Origin of the sequence: Kitasatospora sp. NBC_01266, assembly GCF_036242395.1 — a bacterium.
Taxonomy (GTDB): Bacteria; Actinomycetota; Actinomycetes; order Streptomycetales; family Streptomycetaceae; genus Kitasatospora.
The window spans coordinates 7,695,374-7,715,491 of the sequence record NZ_CP108458.1; the positions used below are offsets into that span (position 1 = coordinate 7,695,374).

Sequence of the window (20,118 nt, forward strand, 5' to 3'; positions counted from 1 at the left end):
TGCCACAATGCCCTGACAGGGAAGGCCAGTTCGGTGCTTCCGGCGGATGGCGGGTCGAGGGTGGGTGGCGGTGGCGGTGGCGGTGGCCGAGCGGCCGGTGGTGGCGGTGCGGGTGGTCCGGGTGGCGGGTCCGGAGCGGGCGAAGGCGCGGGAGTTGGCGCTGGAGCTGGCGGCCGAGCGGGCCGGGGTGGCGGTGGATCGGCTGCGGCTGGTGCGGGCGGGCTCGGGGCAGCCGGTGGTCCACGGGGCTGATGGGGCGCTGGACGTGGCCGTCAGCATCAGCCATGTCCATGGGGTGATCGCGGTGGCGGCCGGGAGCGGGGTGGCCGGGCTCGGCGTGGACGTCGAGCCGATCCGGCCGGTCGCTCACCAGGCGCTGGCCCGGCGCTGGTTTCCGGCGGCCGAGGCGGCCTGGATCGCCGAACGTGAGCCCGGGCAGCGCTCGGCGGCCTTCCTCTGGCTGTGGACCCAGAAGGAGGCGCTGGCCAAGGCGCGCGGCCAGGGGTTGGGCGGCGGCAGGGGGCTGCTGCGCCCGGTCGCGGCGCCGGACCGCTGGCCGTCCGGGCCGTGCGCCGAGATCCCGGCGGAGCGCGAAGTGGCCTCCGTCGCCTGGCCGGTGACGGAACAGCTGATGCTGGCGGTGGCGACCCGGACGGCGGTCGGTTTGAACGTGCGGCTAATGGACGGAAACTGACGTTTCGTCAAAGCCGCGAAGGGCTCGATTGCCCTGCAGCCAGAGCGCTGTGGCGCCGTACAGTGCGGCGGCGACCAGGATCGCGGTGCGGGCTCCCGCCGAGTCGGCGAGCAGGCCGAAGACCGAGGGGGCCAGCCAGCTGAGGCTGGAGCCGAAGAGCTGGATCGCGTTGCCGGTCTGGGCCTGGAGGTTGTCCGGGGTGATCCGGGTGGCCTGCACCTGGAAGACGATCACCGCGGGCATCACGGTGAAGGTGGTCAGCGCGCCGAGCACCGCCATCAGCCAGACCCACGGGGAGAAGGCGATCCCCACCGCGCAGGTCGGCAGCAGCCAGGAGGTGACCAGCACCCAGAGCCGGCCGCCGAACAGCTTCACCAGGCGCGGCCCGAGCAGCGAGCCGGCCAGCCCGCAGAGCGCGCTGGCCGAGACCAGCGCGCCGACCTCGGGTGCGTTCGCGCCCCGGCCGCGGGCCAGCACGATCACCATCAGCAGCATGCCGGCCGCCACCGCGTTCACGGCCGCCGCCCAGAGCGCGTACATCCGCAGCGTCGGATTGCCCAGCACGTACCGGGTGCCCGCGGTGACCAGCCGGCCGATCGGCTCGCGGGGCCGGCCGGCCGATCCCGCGTCCGGGTCGGGTTCGGGGTCGAGCGAGCCGCGTACCAGGGCCGAGGTGAGGGTGATCGCGCCGAACGACAGGGCGTCGAGCAGGAACGGCAGCGACTGGGCGACCCCGTAGAGCGCGCCGCCCACCGGTGGCCCGATCATCGCGGCGGCCTGGCCGCGGGCCTGGGTCAGCGCCATCGCCTGCGGCAGTTGCTCGGAGGGGACGATCCGGCGCACCGCGCCCCGGCTGGCGCCCATGAAGAACGCCGAGGAGCAGCCCTGCACCACCCCCACCAGCATCAGGTGCGCCAGCCAGACGTGATGGCTGAGCACGGCGGGCACCACGCTGCCCACCGCGAGCAGTTGCAGTACCGAGGTGATCAGCAGCAGCCGCTTGCGGGGGTAGCGGTCGGCCACCACGCCGGCCGGCAGCAGCATCAGCAGGCTGCCGGCCAGCGTGGCACCGCCGACCAGCCCGGCCTGGGCGGCCGAGCCGGTGGCGGAGAGCACCAGCAGCGGGTAGCAGATGCCCGACATCTGGGTGCCGAGCGCGGAGACCGCCTGGCCGCTCCAGAGCAGGTTGAAGTCGAGGTTGCGGCGTAGCGGCGGGGGCGCCGGCCGCTGCTGGACGTCGGCGACCTGATCGGCCTGGTCGGCCTGGTCGGCCGTCACCGCAGTGTGACCGGGAAGTCGGAGAAGCCGCGCAGCACCGTGCCGCGCCGCACCGGCGCGCCGGCCGCCGCGAGGCGGGGGAAGCGGGCCAGCAGGGCGGGGAAGAAGACGGCGGCCTGCATCCGGGCCAGCGGCGCGCCCAGGCAGTGGTGCACCCCGCCGCCGAAGGAGAGCACGGTGGCGCCGCCGGTGCGGGTGAGGTCGAAGGTGTCCGGGTCGGGAAAGGCCGCTGGATCGCGGTTGGCCGCGCCGAGCATCAGCACCGCGGCCCCGCCGGCCGCCACCGGCACCCCGGCGATCTCGGTCTCCTTGGCGGCCACCCGGGCCATCCCCTGCACCGGGGTGTCGTAGCGCAGCATCTCCTCCACCGCGCCGCCGACCAGCGCCGGATCGGCGCGCAGCAGGTCGGCCTGGCCGGGGTGGGCGAGCAGCGCGGCCAGGCCGTTGAGCAGGGTGTCGACCATGCTCTCGATGGCGGCGCTGAACACCAGGGTGAGGGTCTGCTCCAACTCGTCCTGGGTCAGCGGCTGCGGGTTGTCCGGCCCGGCGGCCATGGCGGCGACCAGCGTCGACGTGACGTCGTCCGTGGGGTCGCGGCGCCGCCGCGCCGCCAGCGAGCCGAAGTAGCCGGTCAGCGCCAGGCCGGCCGCGTCGATCCGGGCCAGGTGCTCCTCGACCCCGCCGCCGTCCACCGCGAGCCGCAGGCCCTCCAAGGGTTCGCGCAGCGCGGGCTGGTCCTGCTCGGGGACGCCGAGTACCTGGCCGATCACCCCGATCGGCAGGTGGGCGGCGAGGATCTCGTGCAGGTCGACGGCCGAGCCGTCCGCGCCGGCGTCGGCGATCCGATCGAGCACCCGTCCGGTCAGGCCGGTGATGAACTCCCGCAGCGCCACGGCCCGGCGCTGGGTGAAGGCGCCGGCCACCAGCTTGCGCAGCCGGGTGTGCTCGGGCGGGTCGAGGAAGAGGAAGGACTCGGTGGTGGCCCGCAGGCCGGGGTGCGCGCGCCAGTCGGGACGCCGGGTGTCCATCCAGGCGGCGTTCTGCGCGTGGAAGCCGGGATCGCGGGTGATCGCGACGCAGTCCTCGTAGCGGGTCAGCAGGACACCGCCGCCCGGTGTCGGGTGCACGGGGGAGAGCTCCCGGAGCACCGCCAGGTGCGGGTAGGGGTCGGCGCTGCCCTGCGGGGTGCGCAGCGCGGCGAGCGCCTGCGCGACGGGGTCCGGGGTGGTCACGGCAGTCTCACTCCTGACGCTCCGTCAAAAGCCTTGCGCAGGCATTGGGCCGCCTGCTGGACGGCGGCCCGGCCGCCGTCCAGCACGCCGGACATGGCGAAGAAGCCGTGCACCATGCCGGGGTAGCGGGTGAGGTGGACCGGGACGCCGGCCTCGCGCAGCCGCTCGGCGTACAACTCGCCCTCGTCGCGCAGCGGGTCGTACTCGGCGGTCAGCACGGTGGCGGGCGGCAGTCCGGACAGGTCCTTGGCCAGCAGCGGGGAGGCCAGCGGGTCGCGGCCGTCCTCGGGGTCGGCCAGGTAGTGCGACCAGTACCAGGCCACCGAGCGGTGGTTGAAGAGCAGTGGGTCGGTGCTCGCGCGGCGCGAGGGGGTGTCGGCCAACTGGTCGGTGTTGGGGTAGACCAGCAACTGGTGGGTGAACGCCGGGCCGGAGCGCTCCTTGGCGAGCAGGGTGACGGCGGCGGCCAGGTTGCCGCCCGCGCTGTCGCCGCCGATGGCCAGCCGGTACGGGTCGCCGCCCAGCTCGCCCGCGTGGTCGGCCAGCCAGCGCGCGGTGGTCCAGCAGTCCTCCAGGGCTGCCGGGAAGGGGTGTTCGGGGGCCAGCCGGTAGCCCACCGCGACGGTGGTGCAGCCCGCCGCGTTGGTCAGGGCGCGGCAGATGGCGTCGCTGGTGTCGATGGTGCCGAGCGTCCAGCCGCCGCCGAACAGGTAGAGCAGCACCGGCTGGGGTGCCGCACCGGCTGCCCGGTAGACCCGCAGGGTGAGCGGGCCGCCGGGGCCGGGGATCGCCAACTCGGTCACCCGGGCGACGGGTTCGGGGTCACCGGCGGCTTCCCTGATGTCGGCCAGGTCGGCCTCGCGGGCCTGCTCGACGCTCATTTCGTACAGCGGCGGGGCGGCCGAGGCGGCGCGCCGCTCGCGCAGCGCCTGGACCTGTGGATCGAGTGGCATCGGGCTCTCCGGGTCGGGGTGCGCTGGTGCGCGGTTCGGCGCTCGGTGGTTCGGTGGTTCGGAGCTCGGGTGGTTCGGCGCTCGGCGGTTCAGCGGTCGGTGCGGCCCAGGCGCCGGCCGAGCCGGCGCACCGACTCGGCGGCGGCGATGGCGTGGCTGCGACCGCTGCCGTGCCGCCCGTCGCTGCTGTAGATGTCCCGGCGCACGGAGGCCGGGTGGGAGGTGAGGTCGACGTGCATGGCGCCGAGCTCGGCCGCCAGGTCGGCGGTGCGCTCGGAGAGACCGTGCAGCCGCTCGCGCAGCGTCGCGCGGAACTGCTCGGGTACCAGCGGCGAGAGCGAGCCGTCGAACATGCCGACCGTGAGCACCTCGGTGCCCTGCCCGCGCAACGTGCCGACGATCGTGCGCAGTTCGCCGGTCACCGCCTCGGCGTCGTAGACCGGCCGCAGCAGGTCGAAGCCGCCGCAGGCGACCAGCGCGAGGTCCGGGCGGAAGGCCAGCGCCTCGGGCAGCTGGGTGGCCCGCACCTTGGCCGCCGGGGTGTTCCGCCAGCCCAGGTTGAGGTATACCAACTGTGGTTCGACCAGCCGCAGTTCGAGGCCGATCCGCTCGGCCCAGGGCTGGGTCGGATAACCGGGGGTGGGCTCGCCCAGGCCCTCGGCCACGCTGTCGCCGAGCACCGCGAACCGGCGCCAGGGGTGCTCGGCCAGCAGTCGGGCGGCCTCGGCGGCGGCCAGGCAGTACGGATCGTCCGCTTCACTGGCCGGAGTTGGCGAGTCGGGGGGAGCTGGCAGGTCAGAAGGCATGGCTCGAACCCGATCCCTTCGTGAAATCGGCGCGCGGGCGAGATCATCGTCCGAGGGCTGCTGACGAGACCATACGGTGGCCATGGAGCGCTCGGCAACGGTATGAGCCGAACTGATCGTCAGTACCGGTTCCCAGCAGCCAAGATGGATCTCAGCAGGCCCCGCCGCCGGAGTCCCGCGCTCCGGCTCGTCGGCCGGCTCTCTCGACGGCGCCGCGCGCCGGACCCCAGAATGGCCCGGCGTGGACCCCCAGGACCCCGAGACAGGAGGCCCAATGATGGGCATGGAACCTGATCAGAGCGGCGGGTCGAGCCCCTCGCCCAGTCCCTCGTCCAGCCCTTCGCCCAGTCCCTCGCCCAGTCCCTCGTCCAGTCCCTCGTCCAGCCCTTCGTCCAGTCCCTCGCCGAACCCCGAGCAGCTGCTCGCGCTGCTGGGCACCGCCGAGGGGCGGGCCGACCCGTACCCCGTCTACCGCCAACTCCGCGCGCTGGCACCGGTCTGCCGGACCGGGCGCGGGCAGGTCTTCCTGACGGGGTACCAGGACTGCGTGGAGCTGGTCCGCGACCCCGCCTTCCGGGCCCAGGGGCCGGACTGGATGGACCGGGTCTCCCCGGGCTGGCGCGAGCGCCCCGGCAAGGTGGCCACCATCGAGGCGATGCTGTTCCGCGACCCGCCGGACCACACCCGGCTGCGCCGCCTGGTCAGCGGGGCGTTCATGGCCCGCCGGCTGGCCGCGCTGCGCCCCGAGGTGGAGCGGCTGGCCGGCCAGGCGCTGGACGCCATCGCCGAGGCCGGTGCGGACGGCGGCACGGTGGATCTGCAGGCGCTGCTGGCCCGTTCGCTGCCGGTCTCGGTGATCGGGGCCCTGGTCGGCGTCCCCGAGGCGGACCGGGGGCTGCTCCTGGACTCCATGTCGGCCATGATGCAGGTGGTCGAACTCACCGTGGACGAGGGCTCCTTGACCGCTGCCGACCGGGGCGCGGAGGTGCTGATGGGCTATTTCGGGGAACTGGTCGCCGAGCGCCGCAAGCAGCCCACCGAGGACCTGGCCTCCGCGCTGGTGGCGATCCGCGACGAGGACGGCGGGCTGAGCGAGGCGGAGTTGCTGCAGACCCTGCTGCTGCTCTTCATGGCCGGGGTGGACACCATGGTCAACCACCTGGTCAACGCCACCGCCGCGTTCCTGGCCCACCCCGAGCAGGCGGACCTGCTGCGCGCCGATCCCGCGCTGGCCCCCGGTGCGGTGGAGGAGGCGATGCGCTACGACGCGCCGATCCAGATCCTGGCCCGGGTGGCCGGTGAGGATCTGACGATCAATCAGATCGAGGTGGCGGCGGGCTCGCTGGTGGTCGGACTGCTGGGTGCGGCCAACCGTGACCCGCAGCGGTACCCCGATCCCGACCGCTTCGACATCACCCGGACCGGGACCGCCTCGGTCTCCTTCGGCGGCGGCATGCACTACTGCCTGGGCGCGCCGCTGGCCCGGATCGAGTCGGCCGCCTTCCTGCCGGGCCTGCTGACCCGGTTCCCCGGCCTGCGGCCGGCCGGTGCGGCGGTGCGCCGGGGCATGGTGCTGCGCGGTTTCGGCTATTTCCCGGTGGCGTTGCGCTGACGCCGGACGAGAAATACCGGAACCGCTCACCGGACGTCAATACGCAATTGATCAAGCCGGTGTCCGGTTTATCCGGCTAGGCAGGACGGCAACTCCCCGCTATCTTGAAATTGCTCCGCCGAACATTTCGGCGAGAGTTCCGCTATTTGATCGGAGGTGCCGCAATGTCCCGTGTGACCGAGTCCCCGAAGCCGGCCGTGGCCGAGTTCGTCGCCGAGTCGAACAAGGTCGCCGAGTTCGTGGCCGAGACCAACGTGGCCGAGTCGAACAAGGTTGCCGAGTCCACCAACGTGGTCGAGAACTGACGACGGGGTGACCCCAGGTCCGCCAGGGCCTGAGTGTGCCGGGCCGGCGGTCACCGAATCGAGGATTCGGTGACCGTCGGCCCTGGGCTGTGTCTCAGGCCCTGTCGGCGGCCTACCAGGTCACCGGCAGGCTCAGCAGCGGGTGGATCAGGTTCCCCTCGCCGTAGCGCAGATCCGCCGGCTCGACGGCCGGTCGCAGCCCGGGGAAGCGGTCGGCCAGGGCGCGCAGCGCGATGGTCAGCTCCAGCCGGGCCAGCGGCGCCCCGGGGCAGAAGTGCGCGCCCAGCCCGAAGGTCAGGTGCGGGTTGGCCGGGCGGGTGATGTCGAAGCGCTCCGGATCGGGGAACACCGCCGGGTCCCGGTTGGCGGCGGGCACCGAGACCTGCACGGCCCGCCCCGGCGCCACCGAGCCGGCCGACAGCGCCACCTGCTCGGTGCTCACCCGCAGGAACGCGCCCTCGCTCGGCACCTCGAAGCGCAGCACCTCCTCGACCGCCGGGCCGGTCAGCTCCGGGTCCGCGCAGAGCGCCTGCCACTGCTCGGGGAAGCGCAGCAGCGCCAGGACGCCGCGGGCCAGGGAGGAGGCGGTGTTCTCCTGGCCGCCGATCAGCAGCGCCGAGATCAGCTGCAGCAGCTCGCCCTCGGAGAGCCTGCCCTCGGCGTCGCGGGCCGTCACCAGCAGGTCCACCAGGTCATCGCCGGGCTGCTTGCGCCGCTGCTCCAGGAACTCGCGGACGTAGCCGACGAACTCGCGGTTGGCCCGCAGCCGCTCGTCCAGGGTGGCCGGGTCGACCGCGAAGAAGACCGCCGTCCAGTCGTGGAACAGCTGCCAGTCCGTGGCCGGCACGCCCACCAGCGCGCACATCACCGAGATCGGCAGCACCCCGGCGAAGTCGGCGACCAGGTCGCTGGGTGGCCCGGCGGCCTCGATCCCGTCCAGCAGCCCGTCCACGATGCCCTGCACGATCGGGCGCCAGCGCGCCTCCTGGCTGGGGCTGAAGGCGCTCTGGATCACCTGGCGGAACCGGGTGTGCTCGGGCGGGTCGTGGTTGATGATCGCGTCCGGGTTGTCGTTCATGTCCGCCTCGCGGACCATCCGGGGCGCGCCGGGGTAGCGCAGGTTGCGGCTGAAGCGGCGGTCGCGCAGCACCCGGGCGACGTCCTGGTAGGCCACCACGAGGTGGGCGGCGTCGCCGCTGGGCAGCGCCACCTCGCCGAGCGGGCACTCGGCCCGGCGGCGCTGGTGCTGCCGGAAGGAGGTGCCGAACTCGTCCGGCTGCAGCGGGAACGGAAATGCGTCGAGCTCTTGATCGGCCATCGTCTCCACCGGTTCGGTAAGAAATTGTCGGGACGGCTAGTGCGGGATTGCCGTCCGGTGCGCAATGATTTCCGGAGATATCCGTCCACTGGTTCAGGGAGCGTTCTGATGGTGAATAAGCCGACCACCCCCGGATTCGATGTGTCGGTCGAACTCGTCCCCGGTACCGGAGATCCGCTGTGGTGTGTCCACCCGGCCGCCGGAATCTCCTGGGAATACCTCGCGCTCGGCCCGCAGCTGCCCGGCCGGCGGATCGTCGCGCTGCAGGCCGAGGGTCTGAGCAAGCCCGACCAGCTGCCCGGCTCCATCGAGGAGCTGGCCGAGCGGTTCGCCGGGCTGGTGCGCGCCGAGCAGCCGCGCGGCCCCTACCGGCTGCTCGGCTGGTCCTTCGGCGGCCTGGTCGCGCACGCCATGGCCCACCTGCTGCGCACGGCCGGTGAGGAGGTCGCGCTGCTCGCGCTGCTCGACTGCTACCCCTACGACCCTGGGCACCCCGAGCGCGAGCCCAGCGACCACGAGTACCTCACCACCCTGCTGGAGAACGCCGGTTGTGACCCGGCGAGCCTGCTCCAGGCGGACGGCGCGCCGCTGGACGAACGGCGGGCGGCGGCGATCCTGCTCGGCGGCGGGCACCTGCTGGCGAGCCTGCCCGACTGGCGGCTGGAGGCGGTGCTGCGGGTCTTCCTGCACCACATCGCGCTGCGCCGCCGCTACACCCCGCCGCGGCTGGACGGCGACGTGCTGTTCGTGCGGGCCGCCCAGGAGCGCACCGCGCCGTTCAACTCGGCCACGGACTGGGCGCCTTACGTCACCGGTGCGATCGAGGCGCACGACCTGCCCACCGAGCACCGCCTGCTGCTCCGCAAGGAGCCGGCCGAACAGATCGGCCGGCTGCTCGCGGCGCGGCTCTGAGGCGCCGGCCGGACCACCGCTCACCGGGGCGCCAGCGGGGCGATCGTGCGGCGCTGCGGGTCCAGGCCGTGCCGGGCCCGCAGCGCCACCTTGTCGATCTTGTCGATGGCGGTGCGCGGCAGCGCGTCCACGAACTCCACGCCGCGCGGCACGTGATACTCCGTCAGCGCCGCCTCGACCCGCGCCTTCAGCTCCGCGACCAGCTCCGGCCGGTCCAACTCGCCGTCGGGCGACGGCACCACGAAGGCGTGCACCACCTCGCCCCAGCTCTCGTCCGGCACCCCGATCACGGCGGCCTCGCGGACCTGCGGGTGCGCGGTGAGGACGTCCTCGACCGGGCGGGTGTAGACGTTGGCCGCGCCCACGGTGGTGATGAGCATGTCCTTCTTGCGGTCCACCAGGTAGAGGTAGCCGTCCTCGTCCAGGTAGCCCAGGTCGCCGGTGTGCAGCAGGCCGTCGACCAGCGCCTCCTCGGTCATCTCCGGCTGGTTCCAGTAGCCGGACATCATCAGCGAGCCGGCCGCGCAGACCTCGCCCACCTCGCCGACCGGCAGCACCTCGCCCTTCTCGCCGAGGATCTGCACCCGGGCGTCGGCGAACGGGCGCCCGACCGAGGCCAGCCGCTCGGGGTGCTCGGGGTCGTTGACCATGAACGGCTGGTCGGCCACCAGCGGCATCTCGCTCAGCCCGTAGACCGGGCGCAGCACCGGGCCGAGCCGCTCGATCGCCTGCGCCAGACGGGTCGGCGAGACCGGGCCGCCGCCGGTGTTCAGGTAGCGCAGGCTGCTGGTGTCGGTCTGCGGGTCGTCCAGCAGGTCGCTGTCCAGCAACTCGGAGAGCCGGGCGGGGGAGATGAAGACGCTGGTCACCCGCTCGCGCGTGACGGTCGCCAGGAAGACCGGCAGGTCGACCCCGTCGGCCAGGAAGACCGTGCCGTCCTCGCAGAGCGTCAGCAGCACCGGCATCTGCCCGCTGACGTGCACGAACCCGGTGGTGGACAGGTGGCGCATGCCCAGCTCGCCGATCGAGCGGTAGTAGCCGGCGGCGGCCAGCAGGGCGAGGAAGAAGCGGTGTTCGTGGTGGACCAGCTTGGCCTTGCCCGCCGTGCCGCCGGTGTAGAAGAGCGAGGACGGCTCCGGGGTGCCGGGCTCGCGGACGAACTCCGGCTCCTCCTCGGCGGCGGCTGCCAGCAGGTCGGGGCCGGCGCCGTCGGGGCCGACGCAGAGCAGCTGCAACGGCTCGGTGCGGCTGCTGAGTTCATCGACCAGCTTGTCCGCGCGGGCCGGTTCGTAGATCAGCACCTCGACCTTGGCCAGCTCGACGAACTCCGCCTGCTCGCGGTACGGGGCGTAGCCGGCGATCCAGACCGTGCGGCAGCCGAGCAGGTGCAGGGCCAGTTGGAGCGCGATCGACTCCGGGCGGTTGCGCACCTGCATCGCCACCCCGGCTCCGGGACGCACCCCCTGGCGGCGCAGGGTGGCCGCCAGCCGCAGCACCAGGGCGCGGAACTCGGCGTAGCTCAGCCGCTCCTCGCCGTAGACCACGGCCTCCCTGTCGCCGCATCCGGCGAACAGCTTCAGGGCCTGCTCGACGTAGTTGGGGGTCGGCTGGTCGGTCATCTCTGCCACTTCCTTCTCTCTGTGATGGACTGTCAGTTCGCTTGCACGGCGGCCAGGACGGCGGCCCGCAGCTGCTCGCGGTCGGGCTGCACCGCCCGGTCCAGACCGATCGCGAAGGGCAGTACCGCGCCGTCCGGGCGGGTCACCCGGCGCGGCGCGGCGCGCAGCGGTATCCCCTGCTCGGCCACGGCGGTGATCACCTCGGCGGCCAGGCCGCACATCCGGTTGGAGTCGTCCACCACCACCAGCCGCCCGGTCCGCCCGACCGAGGCGAACAGCGCCGCGAAGTCGAACGGGTAGAGGGTGCGCGGGTCGAACACCTCCACCGACACCTCGGGCGCCAACTCCTCGGCCACCGCCAGGGCTTCATGGACCAGGTGGCCGGCCGCCACCACCGTGACGTCGGTGCCCGCCCGGTGCAGCCGGGCCGCGCCGATCGGCACCGGGAGCAACTCGCCGGTGACGTCCTCGCGCACGCCCATCGCGCCGGTGGGGCCGAAGAGCACCACCGGGTCCGGGTCGCGGATCGCCGAGACCAGCAGCCCGTAGGCGTCCGTCGGGGTGGCCGGCAGCAGGGTCTTCACCCCGACATGGGCGAAGAGGCTGTACGGGTGGTCCGAGTGCTGGCCCGCCCAGCCCGCCCGGGAGCCGGAGCCCGGGACCACGAAGGTGACCGGCGCGCTGATCTGACCACCCGTCATCAGGCTTATCTTGTGCGCCTGGTTGGCGATCTGCTCGAAGACCAGGAAGAGCAGCGAGGGGATCTGGAACTCCACCACCGGGCGCATCCCGGCCAGCGCGGCGCCGAGGGCGAGCGAGCTGAAGGCCTGCTCGGAGAGCGGGGTGTCGACCACCCGCTCGGCGCCGAACCGGTCCCGCAGGCCGGGGGTGAGGCCGGACAGGCCCGCGCCCAGGTCCTCGCCGAAGACGCAGACGCCGCTGTCGCGGGCCAACTCGTCCGCCAGCGCGCGGTTGAGCGCCTTGGCGTAGGAGAGCTTGGTCACCGGGCCACCTCCACCGGGTGGCCGGGGCGGGGGAGCAGGCCGTCGGCGTACAGGTACTTGAGCGCCTCGGCCGGGTCGGGGTGCGGGCCGGCCAGTGCGAACTCGACCGCCTCGGCGATCAGTTCGGCGATCTCCTGGTCGATCGCCGCGCGCTGGCCGGCGGCCAGCAGACCGGCGGTGCGCTCCAGCGGGTCGCGGGCCCGCCAGGCCTCGACCTCCTCGGTGCTGCGGTAGCGCAGCCGGATCCGGCGCTCCATGGTGTGGTGGCCCTCGTAGCGGTAGGTGCGGCACTCCAGGAAGCTCGGCCCCTGGCCGGTGCGGGCGCGGGCCACCGCGCGGGCCGCCGCCGCGTGGACGGCGGCCGCGTCCATGCCGTCCACCTGCTCGGCCGGGATGCCGAAGGCGGCGGCCCGGCCCAGCGCGCTGCCGGCGACCGCGGCCTCGACGGGGAGCGTGGTGGCGTAGCCGTTGTTCTCGCAGACGAAGAGGACCGGCAGCCGCCACAGCCCGGCCAGGTTGAGGGTTTCCAGCAGCACCCCCTGGTTGAGCGCGCCGTCGCCGAAGAAGCTCGCCACCACCCGGCCGCTGCCCTGGCGCAGCGCCGCCCAGGCCGCCCCGGCCGCGATCGGCGCCCCGGCGCCCACGATGCCGTTGGCGCCCAGGATGCCCAGGGTCAGGTCGGCGGCGTGCATCGAGCCGCCCCGGCCCTGGTTCAGCCCGGTCTGCCGCCCGGTCAACTCGGCCAGCATCCGGCGCGGTTCGGCACCCTTGGCGAGCACGTGGCCGTGGCCGCGATGGGTGCTGGTGAGCTGGTCGTCCGGGCCGAGGGCCGCGCAGACGCCGACCGCGACGGCCTCCTGGCCGATGTACGGGTGGGTGCCGCCGATGATCTCGCCGGTGCGCACCAAGGCCAGCGCCTGCTCCTCGAAGGAGCGGATCAGGCGCATCGACCGGTAGAGCGCGGCGGGGCCGGTCTCGTTCACGGCGCGGACCGCCACAGCGTCGGGCAGTAGACCGGGTCGGCGTAGTCGGGCTCGCCCCGCTGGTCCGCGCGGACCAGGACGTCGTGGTTGTAGACCACCTTGCCGCCGTCCGCCTTGCGGTAGCGGCGGTAGTGGTTCTCACCGTCCTGCAGGTGCAGCGAGATCGCCCGGCGGGGGCGGTCGGCGAGGTTGGGGCCGCTGCCGTGGTAGGTGCGGCAGTGGTGGAAGCTGACGTGCCCGGCCGGGATCTCCACCGGGACCCTGCGCACCTCGGTGTTGTTGAACGCGGCGGTCTCGGCCAGGATCCGCTCCAGCTCGCCCCGGTCGCGGTCGGCGAAGTGCCGGGTGGAGTCGTCGCCGGCCACCTCCTTCCACCGGTGGCTGCCGTCCACCATGGTGATGGTGCCCAGCCGCTCGTCGCAGTGGTGGAAGGGGATGAAGGCGGTGAGCATCCGCTCCGAGGAGCAGGTCTGCCAGTAGTGGCGGTCGCAGTGCCAGGGGACCAGGTTGCTGGCCTCCTGCGGGCGCGGCGGCTTGAGGATCAGGGTGGACTGGAACAGCCGGATCTCGCTCGCCTGCGCGAGTCGCGCGGCCACCGCGCCGAGCAGCGGCTTGCCCAGGATCGCGCCGATCGCCGCGCTGCGCCGAGCGATGTAGTCGTTGTGCCGCTGCACCTCGCCGTCGCTCGGCCGCCAGTCGGCCAGCCGGGGTGGGCGCAGCGGCAGCGGGTGGTCCTCGGCGCCGGCGTAGAACGCCTGGCTCGCGTCGGTCAGTTCGGCCAGCTCCGCGTCGCTCAGCAGCCGCCGCGACAGGTACCAGCCGTGCTCGGCGTAGAACCGGACGTCCTCGTCGGTGGGCAGCAGCTGCCGCTCGGCCTCGGTCAGGGAAAAATCTGACACAGTGTCACCTTCTCTGCTGAGTGGCTACGTTGCCGGCGGCGGTGATCCGCTCGACGGCCTCGTAGAGCGCCTTGATGTTGGCGGTGCCGAAGGTGAGCGCGCCGCGCCGGTCGATCACCTCGAGGAAGAAGGTGCGGCGGTCGTGGACCGAGGAGGTGAAGATCTGGAACAGCTGGCCGCCGTGGTCGCGGTCGACCAGGACGTTCAGCCGGCGCAGTGTCTCCAGCGGGATCTCGCACTCGCCCAACCGCTCGCCCAGCAGGTCGTAGTAGGCCCCCGGGGTGCTCAGGAAACGCACCCCGGCCTGCTGGAAGGTCTCCACCGCGCGGGCGATGTCCTCGGTGCGGAAGGCCAGGTGCTGGACTCCGACGCCCTGGTGCTTCGCCAGGAAGCCGTCGATCTGGCCGGGGCTGCGGCTGCTGTCCGGCTCGAGCAGGGTGAAGGTCACCTCGCCGGACTCGCTCTGCACCACGGTGGAGTCCATCGCCTGCGAGCCCACCTCGATGTACTCGTGGAAGATCGGCCGCATCCCCAGTGCCTGCTCCAGCAGCGTCACCGAGCTCTTCAACTCGCCCGCCGGGACGCAGATCGCGACATGGTCCAGCTCGACCAGCAGCCCCTGGGGCGGCTCGTCGGCCGAGCCCTGGACCGCCGAGCGGTCCGGGCGCTGGACGAAGCGCAGCGCGACGTCGCCGAAACCCCGGACCGCGGCGGTGACCACCTGCTGCCCATGCTCCAGGTGACCGGCCGGTGCGGCCAGCGGGGTGGCACCCGCCGCCACCGCGCGCCGGTAGGCGGCCGGCGCGTCGGCGCAGGCGAGCGCCAGCACGGCCACGCCGTCCCCGTGTCGGGCGACGAACTCGGCGGCCGGGTCGCCCGGTTGCTCCGAGGAGCTGAGCAGCAGGCGGATGCTGCCCTGGCGCAGCAGGACGCTGTGCCGCCCGGCGGGCAGCGCGGCCTCGCCGGGGTGGCGCTCCTCCTGGAAGCCGAAGGCGCCTACGAGTTCGGCCGCGGCCACCGGGGCGTGGGCGACGTAGAACTCGACATGGTCGATCCGATGGATGTTCATGGTGCGGTGACCGTCCTCTACGGGGTCTGTGCGCTGGGCTGCGGGCTCCGGCCGGCCCTGGTGCTCGGAGTCGCGAAGACGAGGCCGAGGTTGTGTCCGCCGAACGCGAAGGAGTTCGACAGGACGGCACGCACCGGCTGCTGGCGTGGCGTCGGACCGATGTGGTCCAGCGCGCAGTCGGGGTCCACCTCGTCCAGGTTGAGGGTGGCCGGCAGGGTGCCGGTGGCCAGCGCGAGGACGGCGACCACCGCCTCCAGCGCGCCGGCGGCGCCGAGCAGATGGCCGGTGGCGCCCTTGGTCGAGCTGACCGGCGGGCCCGACTCGCCGAAGACGGCGCGCAGCGCCCTCGCTTCGGCCCGGTCGCCGAGCTTGGTGCCGGTGCCGTGGGCGTTCACGTAGCCGATGTCGCCCGGTGCCAGGCCGGCCGAGGCGAGCGCGGCGCGCATCGCGTCGGCGGCGCCCTCGCCGTCCGGGCGCGGCATGGTGGGGTGGTGCGCGTCGGTGCTGGCGCCCCAGCCGACCAGGTCGGCGTGGCCCGCCGCGCCGCGCGCGTCGGCGAACTCGGCCCGCTCCACCACCAGGACGGCGCTGCCCTCGCCCAGCACGAAGCCGTTGCGCTGCCGGTCGAAGGGTCGGCTGGACCGCTCCGGATCGTCCCAACCCGAGGCCAGCGCGCGGGCGTTGCTGAAGGCGGCGGCGATCGTCGGGTGCAGCGAGGACTCGGCGGCTCCGCAGACCACCACGTCCGCCTCGCCGCCGCGGATCAGCCGCAGCGCCTCCGCGATCGACTGGGCGCCTGCCGAACAGGCCGTCACGATCGATGAACTGTAGCCCCGGATACCGTACTTGATGGCGATCCGGGCTGCCGCCATGTTGGCGAGCATGCCGGGCAGCAGGTACGGGCTGACGCCGGGCCGACCGCGCTGGAGGCGGGCGTGCGAGTGCTGCTCGAAGGTCTGCAGGCCGCCGCCGCCGGTGGAGACCACCACGGCCACCCGGCGCGGGTCCACGTCCCGTCCGATCACCAGCCCGGCGTCCGCGAGCGCGTCGTCGGCCGCCGCCAGCGCGAGCAGCACGAAGCGGTCCACGGCCTTGGTCTCGGTGCGCGGGAGCACCTCCAGCGGGTCGATCCAGGGGGCGATCCCGGCGGCCTCCAGCCAGTCGGCGGCCGGATGCTCCGGGGCCGGGCGGACCAGACCGGAGCGGCCGGCCAGCAGCGCCCGGTAGAACTCCTCGGGCTTGCGGCCGAGCGGGGAGACCAGGCCGAGGCCGGTGACGACGGCGCTCACCGGTCTGCTCCGGGCTGCTCGGTGCCTGCGTCCGCGTCTGCGTCGGTGTCTGCACCGGGGCCGGTGCCTGCGCTGGTGCCTGCGCTGGTGCCGGGTCCGGTGCTCGCGCCGTGCTCGGCGGCCAGGTGGCGTTCGCGGAGCAGCACCTTGCGGACCTTGCCGGTCGGGCCGAGCGGGATGTCCGCCTCGTCCACCGCGATCACCCGGCGCAGCGTGGCGGCCACCGGCTCCTCCAGGAGCGCGGCCACCTCCTTGGTGCGGTCCCGCTCCCGGTCGGCGCCGGCCGCCAGTTGCAGCAGGACGTCGGTCACCACCCGCTCACCGTCCCGCACCGCGACCACCGTGCAGTCCAGCACGTCCGGCGAGCCCGCCAGCACCCGCTCCTCGGACATCGCGGTGAACAGCCGGTGCCCGGCACCGAGGTCGACCGAGTCCACGGCCCGGTCCACGTGGTAGTAGAAGCCCTCCTCGTCTCGATAGACCAGGTCGCCGGTGAGGAAGTAGCCGCGCACCCTGGTCCGGTAGGTGGTCACCGAGTCGTTCCAGTAACCCAGCGCCAGCGTGGGCGACTTGGTGCCCAGCTCGCCCACCTGGCCGGGACCGAGCGGCGCGCCGTCCGGGTCGAGCACGGCGCAGTCCACGAAGGAGTGCGGCTTGCCGACGCAGCGCCCGTAGCGGCGGGTCTCCCTGGTGTGGGTGATGTGGAAGTGCGAGTGGCCCATCTCGGTGGAGCCGAGGCCGTCGACGAAGGCCGAACCCGCTTGCCGCACCCGCTGGCCGGCCACCAGCGCCTCGCGGCTGCCCTGGTCGACCAGTGGGCGGATGTGCGCCTCGTGTGCGCAGTCGCCGGTGTTCCACCACAGTGCCACCGAGGAGAGGTCGCGCGCCGTCAGATCGTGCCTGGCCAGGTCGGACCAGGTGGCGGCGAAGCCGAACACTCCGTGCGGCCGGTACCGTTCGATGGCGGCGAGCATCTGGTCGCCGCTCTGCGCGGAGATCACGGCGATCTCGGCGTGCGCGCTCAGTGCGAGGTTGAGCGCGATCAGGGTCGCGGCGTGGGCGGCCGGCAGCGCGCTGAGCATCCGGTCGGAGCCCTGCGGGCGGGGCAGTGCCAGGCGGTAGCGGATCGCCGCGTACAGGCTGCGGTGCGAGTGGGCGACCGCCTTGGGCAGGCCGGTGGTACCCGAGGAGTGCGTGATCGCGATCGGGTCGTCGGGGGTGAAGCGGTAGGCGGGCGGGGCGGCCGCCGGGTCGCCGGCGCCGAGCCGGGCCGGGTCGGCCAGCAGCGGGGTGCCGGTGTCCTGACCGAGCAGCGCCGCCTGGTGCTCCGGGTCAGCCAACAGCCCCACCGCACGCAGGCGTTGGATGTAGAGCGCGGCCTTCTCCGGGGCCAGCCGCGGGTTGACCAGGGCCGGGATCGCGCCCAGCCGGGTGAGCGCGAGGAAGGCGAGCACCTGCTCGGCGGCGGGGTGCGCGTAGACCGCCACCGGGTCGCGGGGGCGAATGCCGAGGCCGGCCAGCGAGGCCGCCCTGGCCCGCACCAGGGAGTCCAACTCCCGCACGGTGAGCGGTTGCCAGGCCGGGTGGCCGTCGATCTCGGTGTCGAAGGTCAGCATCGGCTGGTCCAGTCCGATGTCCAGGGCGATGCGGGCCGCGAGCACGTTCCCGGCGCCGACCTCGGGATCGGCGGCGAGCTTGGCACGGATCTGACGGACAGTCATGCTCGGGATCCCTTTTCCTCTTCGGTGCTGGGGTGGTGCTGCCGCGCACCGGGTGCGGTGGTGTCTGTGGGGGCGGGGTGCTCGGCGGTGACCAGCAGTGCCACGGCCCGCTCCGGCTCACCGGTGTCGGCCCGCTGTTCGGCGGCCACCACCAGCAGCTGTTCGGCCTCGCCGTCCGCCAGCAGCAGAGCGGCGCAACTGAGCGCGTCTGCAAGGGTGTTGAGGAGAAGGTCGGTCGGCGTGGCCGCCGGGTCGCCAACCGGCGGCGCGATGCACACCACCGGGCCGCCCAGGCCCCAGCGGGCGGCGACCTGGCCCGCCACGGCGTTGGGGTTGGACTGGTAGAAGAGCAGCGGCGGGACGGCGCGGCCCTCGGCGAGGGCGGCGGCGACCAGCCGGGGTGTCAGGGTGTCGCCCCGGGTGCTGGCCAGCAGCACGCCGGTGCGGGTGGGGTCGGACAACTGCTGGTCACGCAGGCAGCGCGCGGCCACCTCCGCCACCAGAGGGTTGAACCCGGCCTGCACGAAACCCGGTAACGGCGGCACGGTGTCCGCCGGATGCTCGGGCCAGTGCGCGCGAGCCAGCACGGTGAGCCGCTGCTCGGCGTCCGGGGCGGTGTCGCAGCCGGTGTCACAGGTGGTGCGGCGACGCGACGCGGTCTGCTCGATGGCGCGGCTCATACCGCCCCCACCAGCAACGCGGTGTTCGCCCCGCCGAAGGCCGAGTTGAGGCTCAGCGCGTAGCCGGTGCGGCTCGGGCGGGGCGCGTTGAGCACCAGGTCGAGATCGGCGAACTGTGGCTCGGCGGACCCGAAGCCGGCCTGCACCGGCAGTATGCCGCAGGCCAACGCCTCGATGGTGACGACCAGTTCGAGCAGTGCCGAGGCTTCGAGGGCGTGCCCGTGCGCGCCCTTGGTGGAACTCACCGGCACCGCGGCCAGCCGCTCGCCGAAGACCGCGCGCAGCGCCGCCACCTCGGACGGGTCGCCGAGTGCCGAGCCGTTGGCGTTGGCGTTCACATAGCCCACCTCGGCGGGTGCCACGGCGGCGCGGTCCAGCGCGGCCGTGATCGCCCGGGCCAGCCCGGAGCCGCCCGGATCGGGGCGTACCACGTGGTACGCGTCCCCCGCCCGCCCCCAGCCCGCGACCTCGGCCAGCGCCCGCCCGCCACGGGACCGGGCGCCGGCGGCTGCTTCGAGGACCACGGCCGCGACTCCGTCACCGAGCAGCACGCCCTGCCGATCCCGGCTGAACGGGCGCATCCGGCCGTCGCGGGACAGCGCCCGCCCGGCGTCGAAGAGCGCGAACTGCACCGGTTCGACCAGGTAGCCGGCCGCGACCACGATCCGCTCCAACTGCCCGGCGGCGATCCGCGCGGCCGCGTCGGCCACGGCGGTGCTGGCGGCGACGCAGGCGGTGGTGTAGATCCGCTCGGTGCCGGCCAGCCCGGTGCGGGCGGCCAGCGCCGAGGAGAGCGGGCCCTGTTCGGTCGTCTCGTTGCTGTGCGCGGCCAGCAGCAGCGGGCAGCCGGCCCGCTCGGCGGCGGTCAGCCCGGCCTGGGCCAGGGCCCGGCCCACCGAGCCGGCCAGTTCCGCGAGCAGTGAGCCGGCGCCGTCCAGCAGCGCGGCCCGGTGCACCCGTCGGCCTTCGGTCGCGAACCGACCGACCTCACCGAACGCCGGTGTGCCGGAAGCGATCTGATGGAACGTCAACTCCCAGTCGCGGCCGTGCGCGCAGAGCGCGTCGATCCCGGTCGCCACGACCCGCCGGTCGGTGGTCCGCGGCGACCCGCGGTCACGCATGGTCGGAGGCCAAGGCGTCGTGCAGCACCTCGACGGCTCCGGAGACGGTCTGCATCCGGTCGAGCTGGGCGTCGGCCAGGTCGAGGACCACCGCATAGCGCTGCTCCACCTCGCTGATCAGCCAGGTCAGTTCGAGTGAACCGATGGACTCGTCCAGAGTGTCGGGATCCCGGTCGCCGAAGGTCGCCAGGATGGCGAGCACCGTCGTGCGCTCCGGGGGCGGCAGCTTGCTCACTCGGCCGACACCTGGGCGCTCGCGGCAGCGGGGGAGGTGCCGGCGGGGGCGGTGCCGGCGGTGGCGGGGGTGTCGGCGCCGGGGGTCAGCCGGTCGGCCAAGGTGGTGGCGAGCTCGCCGAGGTTCATGGTGGCGAGGGTCTCCATGTCCTCGTCGCTGAACTTGATCCCGTACTCGTCCTCCAACTGCACCGTCAGGTCGGCCAGCGCCAGGGACTCCAGGTCGAGTCCGGCGGGGCCGAGGTCGGTCTCGTCGGTGACGTCCTCGACGTCGTAGTTCATCTCGCGCAGGGCCTGGACGATGAACTGGCTGATCTGATCTCTCACGATTGGTGCTCCTTCGTCGTGCGTGGGGCTGACGTGGGGTCATGCCGTGGGAGCACCCGGGG

Annotated in this window: 20 protein-coding genes; 4 read left to right on the top strand and 16 right to left on the bottom strand. The window is 73.6% G+C overall.

The annotated features are described in order from the left end of the window. The first annotated feature begins 46 nt into the window (after positions 1–46). Positions 47–694 carry a 4'-phosphopantetheinyl transferase family protein gene (locus OG403_RS33015; protein ID WP_329570932.1) on the top strand — a complete coding sequence of 216 codons (648 nt, stop codon included), beginning with the start codon at positions 47–49 and terminating at the stop codon, positions 692–694. Here OG403_RS33015 and OG403_RS33020 read toward each other — a convergent pair. From OG403_RS33020 to OG403_RS33035, 4 genes are all read right to left on the bottom strand, one after another. Further along, positions 677–1,972, bottom strand: coding sequence for an MFS transporter (locus OG403_RS33020; RefSeq protein WP_329570934.1), 1,296 nt, complete (start codon positions 1,970–1,972; stop codon positions 677–679). The genes OG403_RS33015 and OG403_RS33020 overlap by 18 nt on opposite strands. Then, positions 1,969–3,204 carry a cytochrome P450 gene (locus OG403_RS33025; RefSeq protein ID WP_329570936.1) on the bottom strand — a complete coding sequence of 412 codons (1,236 nt, stop codon included), beginning with the start codon at positions 3,202–3,204 and terminating at the stop codon, positions 1,969–1,971. The genes OG403_RS33020 and OG403_RS33025 overlap by 4 nt, the downstream gene beginning before the upstream one ends. Beyond that, positions 3,201–4,157 (bottom strand): alpha/beta hydrolase, encoded by a 957-nt coding sequence (locus tag OG403_RS33030; protein WP_329570938.1) that lies wholly within the window; start codon positions 4,155–4,157, stop codon positions 3,201–3,203. The genes OG403_RS33025 and OG403_RS33030 overlap by 4 nt, the downstream gene beginning before the upstream one ends. A gap of 89 nt (positions 4,158–4,246) precedes the next feature. Then, on the bottom strand, positions 4,247–4,963 hold the full coding sequence (locus OG403_RS33035) for an SGNH/GDSL hydrolase family protein (protein WP_329570940.1): 717 nt from the start codon (positions 4,961–4,963) through the stop codon (positions 4,247–4,249). A gap of 283 nt (positions 4,964–5,246) precedes the next feature. Between OG403_RS33035 and OG403_RS33040 the strand changes: the two genes are divergently transcribed. After that, positions 5,247–6,575, top strand: a complete 1,329-nt coding sequence (locus OG403_RS33040) for a cytochrome P450 (protein WP_329570942.1) — start codon at positions 5,247–5,249, stop codon at positions 6,573–6,575. Positions 6,576–6,739: 164 nt separating this feature from the next. Continuing rightward, positions 6,740–6,880: a hypothetical protein gene (locus tag OG403_RS33045; RefSeq protein WP_329570944.1), complete on the top strand. Its 141-nt coding sequence runs from the start codon at positions 6,740–6,742 to the stop codon at positions 6,878–6,880. A gap of 112 nt (positions 6,881–6,992) precedes the next feature. Here the strand turns inward: OG403_RS33045 and OG403_RS33050 are convergent, their stop codons facing one another. Continuing rightward, positions 6,993–8,198, bottom strand: coding sequence for a cytochrome P450 (locus tag OG403_RS33050; protein WP_329570946.1), 1,206 nt, complete (start codon positions 8,196–8,198; stop codon positions 6,993–6,995). A 108-nt stretch (positions 8,199–8,306) separates the two neighbouring features. Here OG403_RS33050 and OG403_RS33055 point away from each other — a divergent pair, with 108 nt between their 5' ends. Beyond that, the gene (locus OG403_RS33055) at positions 8,307–9,110 is read left to right on the top strand and encodes a thioesterase domain-containing protein (protein WP_329570948.1); all 804 of its coding nucleotides are present in this window, start codon (positions 8,307–8,309) and stop codon (positions 9,108–9,110) included. 20 nt (positions 9,111–9,130) lie between these two features. Here OG403_RS33055 and OG403_RS33060 read toward each other — a convergent pair whose 3' ends face one another. From OG403_RS33060 to OG403_RS33110, 11 genes are read right to left on the bottom strand one after another with little or no spacing between them, the layout of a single operon-like run. Next, positions 9,131–10,729, bottom strand: a complete 1,599-nt coding sequence (locus OG403_RS33060) for an AMP-binding protein (protein WP_329570950.1) — start codon at positions 10,727–10,729, stop codon at positions 9,131–9,133. Positions 10,730–10,761: 32 nt separating this feature from the next. Then, the gene (locus tag OG403_RS33065; protein ID WP_329570952.1) at positions 10,762–11,733 is read right to left on the bottom strand and encodes an alpha-ketoacid dehydrogenase subunit beta; all 972 of its coding nucleotides are present in this window, start codon (positions 11,731–11,733) and stop codon (positions 10,762–10,764) included. Further along, positions 11,730–12,716, bottom strand: a complete 987-nt coding sequence (locus tag OG403_RS33070; protein ID WP_329570954.1) for a thiamine pyrophosphate-dependent dehydrogenase E1 component subunit alpha — start codon at positions 12,714–12,716, stop codon at positions 11,730–11,732. Before OG403_RS33070 ends, OG403_RS33065 begins: the two co-directional genes overlap by 4 nt. Continuing rightward, positions 12,713–13,615, bottom strand: a complete 903-nt coding sequence (locus tag OG403_RS33075; protein WP_329570956.1) for a phytanoyl-CoA dioxygenase family protein — start codon at positions 13,613–13,615, stop codon at positions 12,713–12,715. The genes OG403_RS33070 and OG403_RS33075 overlap by 4 nt, the downstream gene beginning before the upstream one ends. 4 nt (positions 13,616–13,619) lie before the next feature. Further along, a complete protein-coding gene (gene hppD / locus OG403_RS33080) occupies positions 13,620–14,684 on the bottom strand; it encodes a 4-hydroxyphenylpyruvate dioxygenase (protein WP_329570958.1) in 1,065 nt (354 codons plus the stop codon). A 17-nt stretch (positions 14,685–14,701) separates the two neighbouring features. Continuing rightward, positions 14,702–15,973, bottom strand: coding sequence for a beta-ketoacyl-[acyl-carrier-protein] synthase family protein (locus tag OG403_RS33085; protein ID WP_329570960.1), 1,272 nt, complete (start codon positions 15,971–15,973; stop codon positions 14,702–14,704). Beyond that, on the bottom strand, positions 15,970–17,694 hold the full coding sequence (locus OG403_RS33090; RefSeq protein WP_329570961.1) for a class I adenylate-forming enzyme family protein: 1,725 nt from the start codon (positions 17,692–17,694) through the stop codon (positions 15,970–15,972). The genes OG403_RS33085 and OG403_RS33090 overlap by 4 nt, the downstream gene beginning before the upstream one ends. Beyond that, positions 17,691–18,374, bottom strand: coding sequence for a hypothetical protein (locus tag OG403_RS33095; protein ID WP_329570963.1), 684 nt, complete (start codon positions 18,372–18,374; stop codon positions 17,691–17,693). The genes OG403_RS33090 and OG403_RS33095 overlap by 4 nt, the downstream gene beginning before the upstream one ends. After that, positions 18,371–19,495, bottom strand: a complete 1,125-nt coding sequence (locus tag OG403_RS33100; protein ID WP_329570965.1) for a beta-ketoacyl synthase N-terminal-like domain-containing protein — start codon at positions 19,493–19,495, stop codon at positions 18,371–18,373. Before OG403_RS33100 ends, OG403_RS33095 begins: the two co-directional genes overlap by 4 nt. Continuing rightward, positions 19,488–19,730, bottom strand: a complete 243-nt coding sequence (locus tag OG403_RS33105; RefSeq protein WP_329570967.1) for an acyl carrier protein — start codon at positions 19,728–19,730, stop codon at positions 19,488–19,490. Before OG403_RS33105 ends, OG403_RS33100 begins: the two co-directional genes overlap by 8 nt. Then, positions 19,727–20,056: an acyl carrier protein gene (locus OG403_RS33110; RefSeq protein WP_329570969.1), complete on the bottom strand. Its 330-nt coding sequence runs from the start codon at positions 20,054–20,056 to the stop codon at positions 19,727–19,729. Before OG403_RS33110 ends, OG403_RS33105 begins: the two co-directional genes overlap by 4 nt. Positions 20,057–20,118: the final 62 nt, after the last annotated feature.

What these genes read in the sequence shown, in the direction of transcription:
- OG403_RS33095 (WP_329570963.1), bottom strand. Translation starts at nt 18,374, where the DNA reads ATGAGCCGCGCCATCGAGCAGACCGCGTCGCGTCGCCGCACCACCTGT.
- OG403_RS33035 (WP_329570940.1), bottom strand. Translation starts at nt 4,963, where the DNA reads ATGCCTTCTGACCTGCCAGCTCCCCCCGACTCGCCAACTCCGGCCAGT.
- hppD (WP_329570958.1), bottom strand. Translation starts at nt 14,684, where the DNA reads ATGAACATCCATCGGATCGACCATGTCGAGTTCTACGTCGCCCACGCC.
- OG403_RS33015 (WP_329570932.1), top strand. Translation starts at nt 47, where the DNA reads ATGGCGGGTCGAGGGTGGGTGGCGGTGGCGGTGGCGGTGGCCGAGCGG.
- OG403_RS33090 (WP_329570961.1), bottom strand. Translation starts at nt 17,694, where the DNA reads ATGACTGTCCGTCAGATCCGTGCCAAGCTCGCCGCCGATCCCGAGGTC.
- OG403_RS33050 (WP_329570946.1), bottom strand. Translation starts at nt 8,198, where the DNA reads ATGGCCGATCAAGAGCTCGACGCATTTCCGTTCCCGCTGCAGCCGGAC.
- OG403_RS33060 (WP_329570950.1), bottom strand. Translation starts at nt 10,729, where the DNA reads ATGACCGACCAGCCGACCCCCAACTACGTCGAGCAGGCCCTGAAGCTG.
- OG403_RS33040 (WP_329570942.1), top strand. Translation starts at nt 5,247, where the DNA reads ATGGAACCTGATCAGAGCGGCGGGTCGAGCCCCTCGCCCAGTCCCTCG.
- OG403_RS33045 (WP_329570944.1), top strand. Translation starts at nt 6,740, where the DNA reads ATGTCCCGTGTGACCGAGTCCCCGAAGCCGGCCGTGGCCGAGTTCGTC.
- OG403_RS33030 (WP_329570938.1), bottom strand. Translation starts at nt 4,157, where the DNA reads ATGCCACTCGATCCACAGGTCCAGGCGCTGCGCGAGCGGCGCGCCGCC.
- OG403_RS33100 (WP_329570965.1), bottom strand. Translation starts at nt 19,495, where the DNA reads ATGCGTGACCGCGGGTCGCCGCGGACCACCGACCGGCGGGTCGTGGCG.
- OG403_RS33055 (WP_329570948.1), top strand. Translation starts at nt 8,307, where the DNA reads ATGGTGAATAAGCCGACCACCCCCGGATTCGATGTGTCGGTCGAACTC.